The 18769-nt window shown below is 35.6% G+C and carries 18 protein-coding genes and 1 tRNA gene; 17 read left to right on the forward strand and 2 right to left on the reverse strand.

The genetic code is table 11. The features are described 5' to 3' along the window. Positions 1 to 15 precede the first annotated feature (15 nt). From MOO44_RS06190 to yihA, 5 genes are all read left to right on the forward strand, one after another. Positions 16 to 930, forward strand: coding sequence for a hypothetical protein (locus MOO44_RS06190; RefSeq protein ID WP_260116277.1), 915 nt, complete (start codon positions 16 to 18; stop codon positions 928 to 930). A 214-nt stretch (positions 931 to 1144) separates the two neighbouring features. Next, entirely contained in the window at positions 1145 to 2332 is a 1188-nt protein-coding gene (gene tuf / locus MOO44_RS06195) for an elongation factor Tu (protein WP_260116278.1), read from the forward strand. A gap of 238 nt (positions 2333 to 2570) precedes the next feature. Then, on the forward strand, positions 2571 to 3887 hold the full coding sequence (gene tig / locus MOO44_RS06200) for a trigger factor (RefSeq protein WP_260116279.1): 1317 nt from the start codon (positions 2571 to 2573) through the stop codon (positions 3885 to 3887). 137 nt (positions 3888 to 4024) lie between these two features. Further along, on the forward strand, positions 4025 to 5275 hold the full coding sequence (gene clpX / locus MOO44_RS06205) for an ATP-dependent Clp protease ATP-binding subunit ClpX (protein WP_260116280.1): 1251 nt from the start codon (positions 4025 to 4027) through the stop codon (positions 5273 to 5275). A 43-nt stretch (positions 5276 to 5318) separates the two neighbouring features. Continuing rightward, positions 5319 to 5900, forward strand: a complete 582-nt coding sequence (gene yihA / locus MOO44_RS06210; protein ID WP_260116281.1) for a ribosome biogenesis GTP-binding protein YihA/YsxC — start codon at positions 5319 to 5321, stop codon at positions 5898 to 5900. A 36-nt stretch (positions 5901 to 5936) separates the two neighbouring features. Here the strand turns inward: yihA and MOO44_RS06215 are convergent, their stop codons facing one another. Next, complete coding sequence (locus tag MOO44_RS06215; protein WP_260116282.1) at positions 5937 to 6113, reverse strand: SPJ_0845 family protein; 177 nt, start codon at positions 6111 to 6113, stop codon at positions 5937 to 5939. A gap of 72 nt (positions 6114 to 6185) precedes the next feature. Between MOO44_RS06215 and uvrC the strand changes: the two genes are divergently transcribed. The 10 genes from uvrC (at position 6186) to MOO44_RS06265 (ending at position 17445) form a co-directional block, all read left to right on the forward strand. After that, positions 6186 to 7988, forward strand: coding sequence for an excinuclease ABC subunit UvrC (uvrC, locus tag MOO44_RS06220; protein WP_260116283.1), 1803 nt, complete (start codon positions 6186 to 6188; stop codon positions 7986 to 7988). Positions 7989 to 8049: 61 nt separating this feature from the next. Next, the gene (gene obgE, locus MOO44_RS06225) at positions 8050 to 9333 is read left to right on the forward strand and encodes a GTPase ObgE (RefSeq protein ID WP_260116284.1); all 1284 of its coding nucleotides are present in this window, start codon (positions 8050 to 8052) and stop codon (positions 9331 to 9333) included. 11 nt (positions 9334 to 9344) lie between these two features. After that, complete coding sequence (locus MOO44_RS06230) at positions 9345 to 11240, forward strand: acyltransferase family protein (protein WP_260116285.1); 1896 nt, start codon at positions 9345 to 9347, stop codon at positions 11238 to 11240. Between the two features lie 101 nt (positions 11241 to 11341). After that, entirely contained in the window at positions 11342 to 12283 is a 942-nt protein-coding gene (gene rnz, locus MOO44_RS06235) for a ribonuclease Z (RefSeq protein WP_260116286.1), read from the forward strand. 14 nt (positions 12284 to 12297) lie between these two features. Continuing rightward, positions 12298 to 12672: a LapA family protein gene (locus tag MOO44_RS06240; protein ID WP_260116287.1), complete on the forward strand. Its 375-nt coding sequence runs from the start codon at positions 12298 to 12300 to the stop codon at positions 12670 to 12672. A gap of 14 nt (positions 12673 to 12686) precedes the next feature. Next, positions 12687 to 15008, forward strand: a complete 2322-nt coding sequence (recJ, locus tag MOO44_RS06245) for a single-stranded-DNA-specific exonuclease RecJ (RefSeq protein ID WP_260116288.1) — start codon at positions 12687 to 12689, stop codon at positions 15006 to 15008. 20 nt (positions 15009 to 15028) lie between these two features. Continuing rightward, on the forward strand, positions 15029 to 15547 hold the full coding sequence (locus MOO44_RS06250; protein WP_260116289.1) for an adenine phosphoribosyltransferase: 519 nt from the start codon (positions 15029 to 15031) through the stop codon (positions 15545 to 15547). Positions 15548 to 15610: 63 nt separating this feature from the next. Then, positions 15611 to 15698, forward strand: a tRNA-Ser gene (locus tag MOO44_RS06255). Positions 15699 to 15825: 127 nt separating this feature from the next. After that, positions 15826 to 16995: a hydroxymethylglutaryl-CoA synthase gene (locus MOO44_RS06260; RefSeq protein WP_260116290.1), complete on the forward strand. Its 1170-nt coding sequence runs from the start codon at positions 15826 to 15828 to the stop codon at positions 16993 to 16995. Positions 16996 to 17004: 9 nt separating this feature from the next. Continuing rightward, the gene (locus tag MOO44_RS06265; protein ID WP_260116291.1) at positions 17005 to 17445 is read left to right on the forward strand and encodes a nucleoside 2-deoxyribosyltransferase; all 441 of its coding nucleotides are present in this window, start codon (positions 17005 to 17007) and stop codon (positions 17443 to 17445) included. On the opposite strand, the gene lexA is transcribed toward MOO44_RS06265, so the two are convergent. Further along, positions 17442 to 18068, reverse strand: a complete 627-nt coding sequence (gene lexA, locus MOO44_RS06270) for a transcriptional repressor LexA (RefSeq protein WP_423802931.1) — start codon at positions 18066 to 18068, stop codon at positions 17442 to 17444. The genes MOO44_RS06265 and lexA overlap by 4 nt on opposite strands. Before the next feature lie 147 nt (positions 18069 to 18215). Between lexA and MOO44_RS06275 the strand changes: the two genes are divergently transcribed. Next, positions 18216 to 18467: a DUF896 domain-containing protein gene (locus MOO44_RS06275; protein ID WP_260116292.1), complete on the forward strand. Its 252-nt coding sequence runs from the start codon at positions 18216 to 18218 to the stop codon at positions 18465 to 18467. Positions 18468 to 18542: 75 nt separating this feature from the next. Further along, entirely contained in the window at positions 18543 to 18758 is a 216-nt protein-coding gene (locus tag MOO44_RS06280; RefSeq protein WP_260116293.1) for a YneF family protein, read from the forward strand. Positions 18759 to 18769 lie beyond the last annotated feature (11 nt).

Genomic DNA, 18769 nt, shown 5'->3' on the forward strand with positions numbered 1-18769 from the left:
AGGTGGAATTATTAGTTGGATAATCAAAGCCTGTGGCAATCAATTTATCAAAACTTGGATGCGCATCATTATTTATTAGCAATTAATGATTTAAAAAAAATTTATAAAGATGATCCGTCTTTAAAAGTAAATCAAATTTTGGTGAAAACGCTATTTAATAATGGAGATTATCTTGCTGCTAAGGAGTATTTACTAGAACGAATTAATGATTACCAAAATTCTGAAGAAGATTTTAAATTAATGATTAATATTTTTAAATTTAATCATAATTTTGTTCAGGCGCAAATTATAATTAATTCAATCAGAAACAAGTCGTTTAAATTAGATGTGCAAAATGATTTTAATCATTTTCAAGCTGACTATAAATCTGAAAATGATGAGCTGATTAATAAATTGGAAAATGATTTATTTCATATTGGTGGTAAAAAATTATCAAATCAGCAAATAATTATTACTGAATCAATGAATTTACCAGTCAGTAATTACTTTGATGGTGCTCAGGGAGCATTATTAGACCCATTTTTATATCCGGCAATTCGATTTAACATATTAGATATTCTTCGGGAGTTACAGATTAATCAATCCATTAACATTAAGTGGATTGATAAAAAAGCTCATTCGATTAATCCCATTGATTTATTACCACTTGCTAAAACTAAAAGCGCAGTAAACATTTTTTCGATTATTAATAGCATGTTTGGACAGCAATCACCGATTGTTTTTCAAAATATGCTAAAAACATTCAGTCTTTTCTTGGCTTACTTATATCCATTTAACGATGATGTTATTACTGATTATAGTCGATGGGTTGAAGTCGCTTATCAATTGCAAATCGGAAACCAGATTGATCTTCATCACTGTGATGAAGATTATCGATTAATATATGAATGGCAGTTAAGACTATTAAAGATGGTTGATTCAATAAAATAACTTGACAATTCATTGAAAAATTGATTTAATCTAAATTGTCGAAATATTTATTTATGTGTTTACAAACAACAATGGAATAGATATAATATTATAGGATATTCTTCTTGAGAGCGATACAACTTTGTATTTTTGAGAAGATGTAGTATAATAATACTAAAAGATGTATCGTGGTTTCGCGATACTAGTCTTTCGAAAATAACAGGAGGTTTCATTAATGGCAAAAGAACATTATGAAAGAACAAAACCCCATGTAAATATTGGTACTATTGGCCATATTGATCATGGTAAGACTACTTTAACTGCAGCTATCACTAAGGTTTTAGCTGACAGAGGTTTGGCAAAGGCAGAAGATTACGCTGATATCGATGCTGCGCCTGAAGAACGTGAACGTGGTATCACGATCAACACTGCTCACGTTGAATACGAAACTGAAAAGCGTCACTATGCTCACGTTGATGCTCCAGGACATGCTGATTACATTAAGAACATGATTACTGGTGCTGCTCAAATGGATGGTGCTATCTTGGTTGTTGCTGCAACTGATGGTCCTATGCCACAAACTCGTGAACACATCCTTCTTGCTCGCCAAGTTGGTGTTGAATACATCGTTGTATTCTTAAACAAGACTGATTTAGTTGATGATGACGAATTAGTTGACTTGGTTGAAATGGAAGTTCGTGAATTACTTTCAGAATACGATTACCCTGGTGATGATATTCCTGTTGTTCGTGGTTCAGCTCTTAAAGCTTTACAAGGTGACGAAGAACAAGAAAAAGTTATCTTGAAGTTAATGGACATCGTTGACGAATACATTCCAACTCCAGAACGTGATGACAGCAAGCCATTCTTAATGCCTGTTGAAGATGTATTCTCAATCACTGGTCGTGGTACTGTTGCTTCCGGTCGTATCGATCGTGGTAAGATTGGTGTTGGTGACCCTGTTGAAATCGTTGGTCTTACTGACGAAGCATTGAAGTCTACTGTTACTGGACTTGAAATGTTCCGTAAGACTCTTGACGAAGGGGAAGCCGGAGATAACGTTGGGGTATTACTTCGTGGTGTTGACCGTGACCAAGTTGTTCGTGGACAAGTTTTAGCTGCTCCAGGTTCAATTAAGACTCACAAGAAGTTTACTGGTCAAGTTTATATCTTGAGTAAAGAAGAAGGTGGACGTCATACTCCATTCTTCTCAAACTACCGTCCACAATTCTACTTCCATACTACCGATGTTACTGGTGTTATCGAACTAGAAGATGGTGTTGAAATGGTTATGCCTGGTGATAACGTTACTTTCCACGTTGATTTAACTAAGCCAGTTGCCATTGAAAACGGTACTAAGTTTACCATCCGTGAAGGTGGACATACTGTTGGTGCCGGTGTTGTTTCTGATATTGATGACTAATTTTTAGATAATAACACTAAAAAGTTCGGAGCTTTTGCTTCGAGCTTTTTTTTTACAAATGATTAATATTCAAATTCATTTAGATGCTTTAATTGCTTGATTTTAGCTAAGATGGTATACTTTTAGATGTAGTTATTAAGGACTTACTAATTATTTTAATTAGTATTTTAACGAAGTTACTTGATCAACAATCAAGTAAATTAATTTAATAATAAATTTTCATGTCGGAGGGAATAGAATGTCTGCAAAATGGGAAAAGAAAGGTACTAATGATGGAGAATTAACTTTCGAAATTGGTACTGATAAAATTAAGGAAGGTTTAGATAAGGCTTTCCAAAAGAACAAGAAGAACGTTAATATCCCGGGATTTCGTAAGGGTAAAGTTTCACGTCAAATTTTTAATGAAATGTATGGTGAAGAATCACTATACCAAGATGCTTTAAACATTTTACTTCCAGAAGCTTACAGCAATGCCGTTGAAGAAGCTGGAATTGAACCCGTTGCTCAACCACAAGTTGACGTTGAATCACTTGAAAAGGGTAAGCCTTGGGTATTAAAAGCAGTTGTTACTGTAAAGCCAGAAGTTAAACTTGGTGAATACAAGGGAATTTCAGTTGAAAAACAAAATACTCGTGTATACAAGAAGGATATTGATGAATCAATCGAAAAGAAGCGTCAATCACAAGCTGAATTGGTTCTTAAAGAAGACAAGCCAGCTGCAGAAGGCGATACAGTAATTATTGACTTTGATGGTTATGTTGACGGTAAGCAATTTGATGGTGGAAAAGCTAATAATTACTCTCTAGAATTAGGTTCACATTCATTCATCGATAACTTTGAAGACCAATTAGTTGGTCATAAAGCTGGAGACGACGTTGATGTTAATGTTACCTTCCCTGATGATTACCAAGCTAAGGAATTAGAAGGTAAGAAGGCTACCTTTAAGGTTAAGATTCATGAAGTTAAGGAAAAGCAATTACCAAAACTTGATGATGAATTTGCTAAGGATGTTGACGAAGATGTTGATAGCTTAGACGAATTAAAGGAAAAGGTAAAGGCTCAACTTAAGGATGAAAAGGAAACTGAAGCTAAAAACAACGTTGAAGATGAAGCAATTAGCGGCGCCGTTGATAATGCTGAAGTAAAAGAAATCCCTCAAGCAATGATTGATGAAGATACTGAACGTCAAATGGATCAATACCTTGCTAATATGCAACAACAAGGGATTAATGCTCAAATGTATTTCCAACTTACTGGAACTAGTAAGGAAGACCTTAAGAAGCAATTTGCTGATGGCGCTAGTCGTCGAGTAAAAACTAACTTGGTTCTTGAAGCGATTGTTGAAGCTGAAAACATTAAGCCAACTGAAGATGAAGTTAAAGAAGAAGTTGCTACTTTAGCTAAACAATATGGTATGAAAGAGTCTGCAATTAAGAGTGCATTATCAGAAGATATGCTTAAACATGATATTGCAATCCAAAGTGCTGTTAAATTAATTACTGATAGCGCAAAGCAAGATAAGCCTGCTAGCAAGACAAGTGATAGTGAAAAATAATATTTCTTGATAAAAAACCAGTTGGCATTGATTGCTAACTGGTTTTTTATTTCAAGCTAATTATTTCAACTGTGCAATAAATTATGATATAGTGTTGAAACTGATGTTTATAAATTAATGATGTGAGGTGGATTCATTTGTTTGATGATGATAATAAGGGACCAGTAATTTGTTCTTTCTGTGGTAAGTCACAGGATCAAGTTCAAAAAATTGTTGCTGGACCTGGTGTTTATATTTGTAATGAATGTATCGATTTATGTAAACAGATAGTTGACGAAGAATTATCACAAGATAAAAAGAGTGAGGGAATTAAATCGCTTACTCCAGTGGAAATTGTTGATAAACTAAATGAGTATGTAATTGGTCAAAGTGAAGCTAAGAAAACGTTAGCAGTTGCGGTTTACAACCATTACAAGCGGATTAAGAGTATGGCTGAAACTAAACCTGGTGATACCGAACTTCAAAAGAGTAATATTGCTATGATTGGGCCTACTGGTTCAGGGAAAACTTATTTAGCCCAAACCCTCGCCCGTATTTTGAATGTGCCATTTGCAATTGCAGATGCTACAACCCTTACCCAAGCTGGGTATGTTGGTGAAGATGTTGAAAACATTCTTTTAAAGTTATTGCAAAATGCTGACTTTGATGTTGATAGAGCCCAAAAGGGAATTATTTACATTGATGAAATTGATAAGATCGCTAAGAAATCTGAGAATGTTTCAATTACTCGTGATGTATCTGGTGAAGGGGTTCAACAATCCTTACTAAAAATTCTTGAAGGAACAATTGCTAACGTTCCACCAAAGGGTGGCCGTAAAAATCCACAACAAGAGTTTATTCAAGTTGATACCACTAATATTTTGTTTATCGTGGGTGGAGCCTTTGATGGAATTGAAAACATCGTAAAGGATCGACTAGGTAAGAAGACAATTGGATTTGGTTCTGATGATAGTGAACTTGCTGATTTAGATGATAATGACATTATGCAACATGTGATTACCAAAGACCTGCTTAAATTTGGATTAATTCCTGAATTTATTGGTCGGTTACCAATTCTAACTGCATTAAATAAGTTAACTGAATCTGACTTAGTTCGGGTTTTAACTGAACCTAAGAATGCATTGGTAAAACAATACCAAAAGCTACTTGAACTAGATGGGGTTAAGTTGGAATTTAATGAAGATGCACTGAAGGCAATGGCTAAATTAGCAATTGATCGTGATACTGGAGCTCGTGGATTGCGTTCAATTATTGAAGATGTCATGGAAAACATTATGTATGAAGTCCCAAGTCGTAATGATGTTGACGAGGTTATCGTAAATAAAGATTCAGTTACTGAGCATTCAGAGCCAAAGCTAGTATTAAAGAAGGAAAAAGAATCTAAATAAGCTAAAAAGCAGGTGCATACCTGCTTTTTTAAGGAGAAGTACTATGGATGTTCATAACGTAAATCTGTTAATTAGTGCCGTAAATCCAGCTCAATATCCAAAGACAGGATATCCTGAAATTGCATTAGTTGGTCGTTCAAATGTTGGAAAATCATCTTTAACGAATGTATTGATTAATCGTAAAAATTATGCTCATACTTCTAATCAACCTGGTAAAACCCAAACGCTTAATTTCTATGAGGTGGAAGATTCAATTTACTTTGTGGATGTTCCTGGATATGGATATGCACGAGTTTCTAAATCTGAGCGTGAAAAATGGGGAACCATGATTGAGACCTACTTAACTCAGCGGCAACAATTAAAGGGAGTAATTCTTTTGATTGATGGGAGGCATGATTTAACCCAAGATGATCGTCAAATGGCTGAATGGCTAGATTATTTTGACGTTCCACGGTTAGTGGTCGCTACTAAAATGGATAAAATTTCTAGTAGTAAATGGAATAAACAATCTAGTATGATTCATAAGGCAATTAAAGTCGATGATAATGATTTAATTATGTTTTCAGCTAAAACCAAACATGGTAAAGATCAGATTTGGCAATGGATTGAAAATCAAATTAACTAAAAAAATAGCTCTCACTTGTGAGGGCTATTAATGTGTTTATTTATTGGTCTTGTCTTGTGATAAAATTTTATTTTTGTTGTTTGCCTTATCCTTGCTTTTCTTTTCTGCTTTTTTCATAAATTTATCGCGGTCGTTATCTTTAGGATCCATTTGGGCAAACTTTCCGAACATTTTATCAAGATCATTTTGCATGTTAATTTTTAATCCCATCATTACATCTCCTGCCTTTATTTTCTTTTATAATAGCAGAAAGTTGATTATTTGTCATATTAAGGGAGTGATGAATTGGCTACTGAACATATTGAAAATAAATTAAAATTGTTACCGGATTTACCTGGTTGTTACCTGATGAAAGATAAAAATGGGCACATCATTTACGTTGGAAAGGCCAAAAATTTAAAAAACCGAGTGCGTTCTTATTTTAAAAGTAGTCATACGGGGAAAACTGCTAAGTTAGTCGCTACCATTAGGGATTTTGAAACCATTATTACCTCTACTGATAAAGAAGCATTTTTGCTTGAAATTACTTTAATTCAAAAGCACCGCCCATATTTTAACATCCAATTAAAACAGGGAAATAACGGGTATCCATATATTAAAATTACAAATGAACGTGACCCGAGACTGTTAATCGTTAATAATGTTAAAAATGATGGTGGCTATTATTTTGGCCCGTATCCAAATGTTTATGCTGCTGATGAAACGCTTAATTTTTTACAGAAAATGTATCCGTTAAGACGTTGTAATGGTTTTCAACATCGCCCCTGCCTTTATTACCACATGGGACAATGCTTAGGAGCATGTTTTAAAACGGTACCTAAGGCAACGTATGATTCTCAAATTAAAAAGATTAAATCCTTTTTGAATGGGAACGTTTCAGTTGCTAAAAAAACAATTACTAAGAAGATGCACCAAGCTGCTAATAATTTAGAATTTGAACGAGCAGCTGATTTAAGGGATCAGTTAAAGTACATTGAAGTTACTGTTGAAAAACAGAAAATCATTTCTAAAGATACTACACCACGCGATATTTTTAATTTTTATTTCAATAAAGGTTGGATTTCCATTCAAGTTTTTTTTATTCGGCAAGCTCGTTTAATGAAAAGAATTAAACGGGTATTCCCAGTCGTCAATTCTGCCGAAGAGGAAATGACTAGTTTTATTGTACAGTTTTATCAACAGCGTGACCAACCACTACCAAAGGAGATTTTAGTTCCTTCGGTATTGCCAAAGGATGTTTTGAGTAAGGTTTTAGATGTCAGCGTCAGAACCCCTCAACGTGGTCAGAAACGTGACCTATTAGAAATGGCTGGTAAAAATGCTAAGTTGGTTTTAGATGAGAAGTTTCGACTGATTGAATTAAATCAAATTAAAACAACTGGAGCAATGAATGATTTAATGGATTGCTTAAGATTACCGCATGGACATCGAATTGAAGCGTTCGATCATTCCCATATTCAGGGAGCAGACTTAGTTTCTGCAATGGTTGTTTTTGAGGATGGACATCCCAATCGGAAATTATATCGTAAATATAAGTTAACAACTGTTGATCACGCTGATGAGACTGCTAGTACTAAGGAAGTAATTAGAAGACGTTATTCACGGCTATTAAAAGAACATTCTGAGTTACCTGACCTTATATTAATGGATGGTGGTGTAATTCAAATGAACGCTGTTAAGGACGTATTAGTTAATGAATTAGGTCTATCAATTCCAGTTGCAGGAATGGTTAAAAATGATAAGCATAAGACCGCTGATTTATTATTTGGTGATTCTGATCAACCATTGAATTTAGATCCCAAGAGTCAGGCTTTTTATTTGGTTCAACGAGTTCAAGATGAAGTTCACCGATTTGCAATTAGCTTTCATCGACAGGTGCATACCAAGCATTCATTAAGTTCCAGACTTGATGGCATTAAGGGTGTTGGTCCTAAGACCCGTAATAAATTACTTCGCCACTTTGGTTCAATGAAACATATTGAAGATGCAAGCACTAGTGAAATTGAATCACTGGGAATTTCTAGTACGGTTGCTCAGACGATTAAGTTCAGTCTTAATAAAAGTGGCGCTGAATCCAATAAAAATTAGCCATCAGCATTAAGTTATAATATAATTAAATATACAATTAATAATGATTAGGAGAAATAAATTGTTTGTAGATCAAGTTAAAATTAAAGTCCAAGCTGGTAAGGGCGGCGACGGTGTTGTTGGTTGGCGTCGTGAAAAATACGTTCCAAACGGAGGCCCCGCTGGTGGTGATGGTGGCCATGGTGGCGACATTGTTTTTCAGGTAGATAGTGGAATGAGTACGTTAATGGATTTTCATTACAGTCAAAAATTCAAGGCTGCAAATGGCAATAATGGTGGTAGCAAAAAAATGACCGGAAGAAGTGGTGATGATTTAATCGTTAACGTTCCGGAAGGGACTAGTGTTTATAATGATGACACTAATCAATTAATTTGTGACCTTGTTAATCCTGGCGACAGCTTTATTGTAGCTAACGGTGGTCGTGGTGGTCGTGGAAACGTTCATTTTGCCACTGCGAAAAATTCAGCTCCAGAAATTGCTGAAAATGGTGAGCCGGGTGAAGCGTTTTCAGTACGACTGGAATTGAAATTACTTGCCGATGTTGGATTGGTTGGGTTTCCATCAGTTGGAAAATCCACCTTACTTGCGGCTGTTACTAGCTCTAAACCCAAGGTTGCCGATTACCACTTTACTACGTTAGTCCCTAATTTAGGGATGGTGCAGTTAAACGACGGGCGTGACTTTGTGATCGCCGATCTACCTGGGTTGATTGAAGGGGCCTCCACTGGAACTGGATTAGGATTTCAGTTTTTGCGTCACGTTGAACGGACTCGGGTAATATTACACTTAGTTGATATGAGTGGATTAGAGGGTCGTGATCCATTTGTTGATTATCAAAAAATTAATCAGGAATTAGCTAAATACGATGAAAATTTATTACTACGTCCGCAAATCATTGTGGCTACTAAAATGGATATGCCTGATTCAGATGATAATTTAAAGCGATTTACTGATCAAGTGAATTCAGAGGATAATAAGCATCAAATCATTCCAATTTCATCAGTAACGCATAGCGGATTAACTAAGTTAATTGGTGCAACCGCTGACTTACTTGAACAGACCCCTAGATTTCCAATTACTGATGTTGAGGATGTGGTTTCGATTACAAATGATGCTGATGAGGCACCATTTAAGATTGTTCATGAAGAAGATGGTAGCTGGACGTTATCTGGTGCCAGATTAGAAAAACTATTCTTAATGACTGATACGACTCATGAGCAGTCGATGCTTAGATTTGCTCGTCAATTGCGTGGAATGGGTGTTGACGATGCACTACGGGAAAGTGGGGCTAAGAATGGTGATACGGTAAATCTCTTAGACTTCTCATTTACCTACGAAGATTAGGGGAATTTAATATGCAAAATGAAAACCCTAATCAGTCAAAAAGACGTTATATTACTGGATTAGATGGAATTCGTGCAATCGCCGTATTTGCGGTAATTATTTATCACCTCCTCCCATTTAGCATTAAGGGAGGATACTTAGGGGTTTCAATCTTTTTTACCGTTTCTGGTTATTTAATTACTGATTTATTAATGCAGGAATGGGGACGCAGTGGGCATATTGATATTGTTGGTTTCTATTATCGTAGAATGCGAAGGTTATACCCAGCTCTTTTTGCAATGGTAATTGGTACTGGAACCTATATTACACTTTTTCAACAAACACTATTAAAGAACCTTGGGGTTTCGATTTGGACCAACTTGTTATATGTTTATAACTGGTGGGAAATTACTCACGGCCAAAGTTACTTTGATCGTTTCCAGGGTGAGTCACCGTTTACTCATTTATGGTCATTATCAATTGAAGCCCAATATTACCTAGTGTGGCCGCTCTTATTGCTTCTTTTACTAAGGGGGCTTAAAAAACGGGCTAAAATTTTTTGTTTATTGTTTGCGATTTCAATTGCTTCATCAATTTGGATGACAATTGTTTACCACCACGTTAACAATATCAATCGAATTTATTATGGAACTGATACTAGGATGTTTTCCATTCTATTCGGGGTTTCACTGGCAATTATTTGGCCATCTAATAAATTAAAACATCATCTAAGCAATGGATTAAAACAATTATTGAATGTGATTGGAATCGCTTCTATGGTTGGAATCATATGGTTATTATTTACCCTTTCTGGGCAAGCTGCTGCTACCTATAATTGGGGGATGTTGGTAATTACTTTATTAACAGTGCTCTTAATTGCTACTTGTGTTCATCCTGGAGCAAGTATTAATCACCTTTTAACGAACCCTGTTTTTAGGTGGATGGGAACCCGAAGTTATGGAATTTACCTTTATCAATTTCCAGTAATGATTTTCTATGAAATGCGTGTAATGTCGATTGGACAGGCTCCATTTTTAAATGCATTAATTGAAATTGCAATTATTTTAATAATTAGTGAAATTTCCTATCGATATGTAGAGCTTCCAATCCGTCGTTTTGATTTTAAGCGATTGAAAATTAATATAATTGAATTTTTTAAATTAAAGTCACGGTTTGGCTTTAAGCGACTATTGTTGATTCCAGTCATTTTAATGATGATAGTTTGTGGATATGGATCGGTGCACGGGAATGCTAGTTCTGATGATACTAATGCTTTGAAACAAGATATTACTAATAATCAAAAGGAAGTTCAAAGAAATAACCATAAGTTACTCAAAAAAAAGATTAGGAAAAACATTGCTAAGCCGACCAAGCCGTCTAAAATGACTACCGCTGATCGTAAAATTGCAAAAAAATATAATTTAAATGCTAATCAATTATTAGCAGCAAAGCAATATCCAGTTACCGTAGTGGGTGATTCAGTAATGGCGGATGCATCTACTGATTTACAGCTGGTTTTTCCAAACGCCTATATTTCTGCCCAAGTGGGTCGCCAAATTTGGCAAACGCCGGCGGTGATTGATCAGTTGAAAAATGATAATTTATTGGCACCAAATGTATTGTTAAATCTTGGGACCAATAGTCCGATGAATCCAGGTCAATTAAATCAAGTAATTAATGCAATTGGTCCTAATCATCAAATCTATTGGGTGAACGTTCATGTTCCCACTAGATATTGGGAAGAACAGGTAAATAGGGTAATTGCCGGTGCGGGTAAGAAATATCCTAATTTTCACGTAATTGATTGGTATGCAACTAGTAAGAATAAAAACAACTGGTTTTGGAATGACCACGTTCATCCAAATCCAACTGGAAATGTGCATTACGTTAGCTTAATTGCTAAAACCATTTTTTATAAAAGCGCTTAGGAATCCTCCTAAGCCTTTTTTACGTGAAATTCAAATTAAATGATGATATCAATATGTTACAATATAAATATTGCGATTTTGATAGATAAAGAGGAAATAATATGCAAATTGAATTTTTAGGAACTGGTTCTGGAGTCCCAGGAAAGTTTAGAAATGTATCTTGTACAGCGTTACGTTTACTTGATGAATGTAATTCTGTGTGGTTATTCGATGTTGGAGAAGGAACCCAACAACAAATTTTACGATCTAATTTAAAGCCACGTAAAATCAACAAAATTTTTATTACTCATCTTCATGGTGATCACATATTTGGATTGCCTGGTTTATTGAGTAGCCGTTCGTTTCAGGGCGGTAATACTCCTTTAACAATTTATGGACCTAAGGGGATTAAGGATTTTGTTCAAGTAAGTCTGGGGGTCTCTAAAACTAAATTGTCATATAAGATTATTTATCAAGAATTAACTACCCCTGGCAAAATATTTGAGGATCCAAAATTTACAGTCTATATGAATACTTTGGACCATCAAATCGAATCATTTGGTTACCGGGTCGAAGAACATGATCATCCAGGAGAATTAATGGTTGATAAGTTAAAGGCAGCTAAGATTCCATCTGGACCAATTTATGGTAGGATTAAAGCAGGTGAAAGCGTTCAATTAGATGATGGACGTGTAATTAATGGTGCTGACTTTATTGGTAAGGCTCAAAAGGGTCGTGTAGTTGCAATCTTAGGTGATACTAGAAAGAATCCTAATTCACTTTCGTTGGCTAAAAATGCTGATGTTTTAGTTCATGAAAGTACTTTTTCTAAGGATGAGGCTGGATTAGCCAGGAATTATTACCACTCTACAAATGCTCAAGCTGCTATTTTAGCTAAAAAAGCCAATGTTCATAAGCTGTTATTAACGCATATTTCATCTAGATACACTGGTAAAATGGCTAATGTTTTACAAAAGCAGGCCCGTGCTATCTTTAAAAATACTTCCGTTGTGAGGGACTTTGACGTTGTTGATGTTCCATTTGATAAAAACCAAACTGTATAGGATGATGATTAATAATGAAAAAACAAGTAAAAATGATTTTGATAGTTCTTTTGATTTTAATAATTGTAGTGTTCGCACTATTGAACATTCAATCTGTTGCAATTAACTTTGGGTTTGGTACCCTTAAATTACCAATGATCGTAATGTTGGTATTATGGATTTTAATCGGTGCTTTAATTAGCTTTTTAATGACTACGACATCATCAGTTACCAAGGGACGTGATTTCAAAAAACTTAATAAGCAGTATGATAGTAAGGTTAACCAACTTGAATCACAGGTTTCGACGTTACAATCAAGACTTAAGGATGCTCAAAAAAACACTCAAGTTGAAAATAAATTAGCTAACCAAGTGCAATCTAGTGACAATAAGGATGATCAAACCAAATAATAAAGAGGGATTAGATGATTGATTCAAAATACGAATGGCAACTCGTAGATTCTAACCAAGACCTAAGCTCAATTCAAGAACTTTCAACCCAGCTCAATTTAAATCCAATTGCATTGAAAATTCTTTTTCAAAGGGGAATTAAAACTACCTCTCAAATTAGAGCATTTTTAAACCCAGATCCAAATGATTTAGCGGATCCATTTCTATTTCATGATATGGATAAGGGGGTTGCTCGAATTACAGAAGCGGTCGAAAATGGAGAACAAATTACCGTTTATGGTGATTATGATGCCGATGGATTAACCAGTACTGCAATTATGTATGAAACCCTCACCGAAATGGGTGCGAATGTTGATTATTACATTCCAAATCGATTTAATGATGGCTATGGTCCAAATGTGGATGCGTTTTCCAGAATAATTGATGGGGGAACCACTTTAATTGTAACCGTTGATAACGGGGTAACTGGTTTCGAGCCCGTTACATTTGCTAATCAACATAATTGTGATGTGATTATTACTGATCATCATGAAATTCCAGAACAGGGTGTACCGGATGCATATGCAGTGATTCATGCTAGATATCCAGGTGCAGAGTACCCATTTGGTTACTTTTCTGGAGCAGGGGTTGCCTTTAAGGTTGCGACTGCACTATTAGATGAACTTCCACAGGAGTGCTTAGATTTAGTTACCATTGGAACGGTTGCTGACTTAGTTTCGTTAACTGGTGAAAATCGGATTTTAACCAAATTTGGTTGTCAAGCAATTCAAAATACCCAACGGCCTGGTCTAATTAAGCTATTGGAATTAGCTAGTTTAACTAATAAACCAATTAATGAACACAGTATTGGATTTGGGATTGCCCCTCGTTTAAATGCGCTTGGAAGAATGGGGGATGCTAACGCGGGGGTCGAATTATTAACGACCTTAGATGATGAACAGGCTAACGAATTATCACAGCAGACGGAGTTGTTAAACAAACAACGCCGGAAGTTAGTATCTGACATATTTAAGGCCGCATGTGAACAGGTCGATCATAATCATCAAGATGCGAAAAAAACACTGGTCGTAGCTGGTCCTAATTGGCATGAAGGAGTAGTTGGGATTGTTGCTAGTCGGCTAGTTGATAAGTACCATAAGCCAACGTTAGTGCTGAACATAGATCCTAAAACGGGGATTGCAAAGGGATCTGGCCGTAGTATTGAAGGATTTAATCTATTTAAAGCATTACAACCAGCCCGTGATGAAATGCTTAAGTTTGGTGGCCACGACATGGCCGTTGGATTATCAGTGAAGAAATCATTAATTGAACGGGTTGCATCAATATTAGAAAACAATTTTAAAGCACCGGTAGCGGGTAAAACGGCCAAACCAAACTTGATGGTTGACGCTAAAATTGATGTTGACCAAATTGATAAATCACTATCTGATTCGCTAACTCAAATGGCACCATTTGGAACTGATAATTCTCAGCCACTGTTTGAAGTTACTCCTAAAATGGTAAATAATGTCCAAACGATGGGCAATCGCAATGCCCACCTACGATTTACGATTAATGGTGAACAGCATCGAATCAATGCAGTGGCGTTTAGTAAGGGTAATCTGCTTTCTTCAATTCAAGCGACTCCGAATGCAATTGAAATGGTGGGAACGATTGAGGTTAATACTTGGAATAACCGAACTTCATTACAAATGATGGTTAAAGATTTAAAGTCAGATGGAATTGAGATTTTAGATCGCCGAACTAAACAGTTAAATCAACGCATGTTTAAAACTGAGGGAACTTATGTATTCTTTAATCGAAAACTACTTAATAAGTTAACTCCTTATATTAATGAAAAAAGTAATATAATTTGGTATAATGACTTGTCGACAGAAATTGATTCTGACGTGGTGACAATTGTTGATTGTCCCGATACAATTGATGATTTAAAACGGGTTGCGCATTTTATTGGTAACAGTAAGGTGGTTCTATACTTATTTAAGCCTCATTATATCTATTCCAGTGGACTGCCTACTAGAAGTCAATTTGGCCAATTGTTTAGAATCCTTGGGAGCCTTGCTCCGTTCAATATTAATCAACAATTACCATTGGTTGTTCAAAAATTGGGCCTTGATCGTAATTTAACTATTTTTATGATTAAGGTATTTCAAGAATTGAAATTCGTCCAAATTGATAATGGGCTGTTACAGATGAATCCAAATCCTAAAAAACAAGATTTGATATCAGCTAATTCGTATCATAATCGTCAAATTCAATTGGAATCAGAAAAACAATTACTATTACCAAATTCTGCCACTTTAGTTACACTATTTAATAGCTTATTAAGGTTATAAGTAACGAAAGGAAGATATTAATGGCATTAGATTTAAATGACTATATTGCTTCTTATAAAGATTTTCCTGAGAAGGGAATTATGTTTCGTGATATTTCACCGCTACTTGAAGATGGTCAAGCCTACAAGCAAGCAACTGATGAAATTGTTAACTATGCACGGGAACGCAAAGTAGATATGGTCGTCGGCCCTGAGGCACGGGGATTTATCGTTGGTTGTCCAGTAGCATATGACTTGGGAATTGGGTTCGCACCTGCTCGTAAGAAGGGGAAATTACCTGGCAAGACGGTTAAAGCATCTTATGGCTTAGAATATGGTGAATCATCACTATATCTTCATGAAGGAGCAGTGAAGCCTGGTCAACGGGTATTGGTCACTGATGATTTATTAGCAACTGGTGGAACCATTAGTGCAACGATTGAATTAGTCGAAGATCTTGGTGGCATCGTCGTTGGAACTGCGTTCCTAATTGAACTTGCTGATTTACATGGTCGTGATAAGATTAAGGGCTATGATATGCTAAGTTTGATGAAATATTAATAATTAGTGGTAATGGTGTTTACAATTTTTTATAGAATTGATATAATACCATTATGCGCTTTTGGAGAGTTGGCAGAGCGGTAATGCATCGGACTCGAAATCCGACGAACCGATTAATCTCGGCGGGCAGGTTCGACTCCTGTACTCTCCTTCTTAAAAACATGTCCGTTATGGGCATGTTTTTTTAGTTTGTTTTAATTATTATTAATTGCTGAATTAAAGAGATTACATTTGTGATATGGTAGTGATAGTTTAATTTTATAGAATGGGGTTTTAGTATGAATGTTGGAATTGATGCAATTAGTTTTTACACTCCTGAAATGTACTTATCAATGGAAGAATTAGCTTTAGCACGGGATGAAGATCCTAATAAGTATTTAATCGGAATTGGGCAGCAACAACAATCAGTAATTCCAAATACTCAAGATGTGGTTACGATGGCTGCCAATGCCGCTGATGGGATTATTAATGATGATAACCGTGAACACATTGATTTGGTAATTTTTGGAACTGAAACGGGAGTTGATAATTCTAAATCAGCAGCAATTTATTTACAAAATTTATTAGGACTTAACCCTAATACACGTGCTTTTGAAACTAAGCAAGCTTGCTATGGTGCGACTGCAGGACTACAAATGGCGCGTGACTATGTCCAGCTACATCCTGATAAACAGGCATTAGTAATTGGTGCTGATGTTGCTAGATATGGAATTAATACCCCTGGTGAAGTGACTCAAGGTGGTGGAGCGGTTGCAATGCTAGTAACTAGTAACCCTAGAATAATTTCATTTGATGGGGTCAGTTCATTTTATTCTAAGGATATTATGGATTTTTGGCGACCATTGTATACCACTGAAGCAATTGTGGATGGTCATTACTCAAACGATGTATACGTTAATTTTTTTAATGAAACCTGGCAGCAATATAAGAAACAAACCGGCCTTAGCATTAGTGATCTTAAAGCCATGATTTTCCATTTACCATATCCCAAAATGGGCATTAAGGGTCTTCGGTCAGTTTTGCCTGAGGCAAGTTCGGAGCAGAGCACTACTTTGAAAACAGCATTTAACTTCGGAAGTATGTATAATAAAAGAGTAGGCAATCTTTACTCTGGTTCACTTTATTTAAGCTTATTATCACTGATTGATAATGATGATGAACTGGTTCCCGGTGACTTAGTGGGGTTATTTAGTTATGGATCCGGAGCTCAGGGTGAATTTTTTACTGGTAAGTTAGAAGCGGGCTTTTTTAATGCAAAGCGTAGGGATCACATTATTGCGATGCTTGATCAGCGGAAGCAGGTTTCGGTTTCAAAATATGAAACCATTTTTAGTTCATGGCCACGACTTAAGCCGGGAGACTTATCGTTACCGATTGATGCTGATAACGCGAAGTATGTTTTTGCTGGAGTTAAGAATAATCAACGCCAATATTTAATTCGAAAGTAGGGATATAAAATGAAAAAAGTTTATTTAGCAGGTCCATTTTTTGATGATGATCAAATTGCACGAATTAGTCGTGCTGAAGAGGCCCTTTTTAATAATCCGACCATTAGTGATTTCTTTAGTCCTAGAAAGGTTAATTTTCCAGAGGAAAAGGAAGGAACCGTTAGTTGGGGTAAAAAAGTTTATCAAAAAGATATTGACGAATTGGAAGCTAGTGATGTTATCGTTGCAGTTTTAGATTTTAAAGATGGTTTTGTGGATAGTGGAACTGCCTTTGAAATTGGTTATGCGACTAATATTGGAAAACCAATTGTGATATTACATGAAAATAACGGAATTATTAATCTAATGATTTCAAATAGCATTGTCGCTTATTTTAAAGATGCTAACGATATATTGCAGTATGATTTTGACAAACTAAAAACGATCCCATACGAGGGACCGCTTATTTAGTTGATATTTGGTCGATAGAGACTAATGACCTTACCTAAAATAGTAACGTGATCTAGAATAATGGGGCTCATAGTATCATTTTCTGGTTGAAGGCGATAATGATTAGCTTCTTTATAGAACCGTTTACACGTAGCCTCATTGTCTTCATTCATTGCAATTACGACCTCGCCATTTAAAGCAGTTGATTGCCTTTTAACGATTACTTGATCGTTATTTAAAATGCCGATGTTAATCATACTAGTTCCCTTAATTGTAAGCATGAAGAGTGAATCAGAAATTGATTGGTACTCAGGTGGAATTGGGAAGTACTCGATAACGTTTTCAACTGCTAAAATGGGCTCACCAGCAGCGACCTGACCTAGTAGTGGGATTTCTTGCTTACGAACATTAACATCTAGTTCTTTACATCCAAGGTCTGTAATCTCCAAGGCCCTAGTTTTCGCGGGATTCTTTTTTAAGAATCCCTTTTTTTGTAACCTAGTAATATGTCCGTACACAGTTGAAGTTGATGATAAGTTAACCCCGTCACAAATTTCACGAACGGTTGGTGGATACCCCTGTTTCTTAATTGAATTCCAAATAAATCTTAAAATTGCAATTTGTCTTGATTCAACTTTTGCGATTATAGTTCACCCCCATTACCCTTTATTTACAAAGATATCTTAGCATAAAAAATATGGAGTGTAAAACAGATGTTCGGGTGCTTTTATTTGAATATAATGTTAAAAACAGTTAATCTTATTAGTAAAGAATTATTTAGGAGGTAAACCATGGCTGAAGATAAAGAATTAATGAAAATTATTCCGAGAATTAATGAATTAGCCCATAAGGCTAAAAAAGAAGGACTAAGCGAATTAGAAAAATTAGAACAAGGAAAGCTTAGAAAACAATATTTAAAGCGATTTAGAGCAAATTTTAAATCTCAAGTTGAAATGATGAAGGTTTACAATGACAAGGGGGAGGAAGTTACCCCTAGAAAAGTTCGTGATATTCAACGTGGGAAGGGTCTTCGTGATGATTAGTGATTAACCACTTTAAAAATCATTATTAATTGTGTAAAATTAATATGATGACTTTTAAAATGGGAGGTGTAATTAATGGGAACTGGACTTTGGATTTTAATTGTGATCGTCGCCTTATTGGCCGGTGCTGCAATTGGTTTCTTTGCTGCTCGTAAGTACATGGAATCTTACTTAAAGAGTAATCCACCAATTAGTGAAGATCAATTAAGTGCCATGATGCAACAAATGGGCCAAAAACCTTCACAAAAGAAATTAAGACAAATGATGAATTCGATGAAAAATCGAAGTTAACAAATAAGCAA

This window comes from Nicoliella spurrieriana (genome assembly GCF_023380205.1).
GTDB classification, from domain to species: domain Bacteria; phylum Bacillota; class Bacilli; order Lactobacillales; family Lactobacillaceae; genus Nicoliella; species Nicoliella spurrieriana.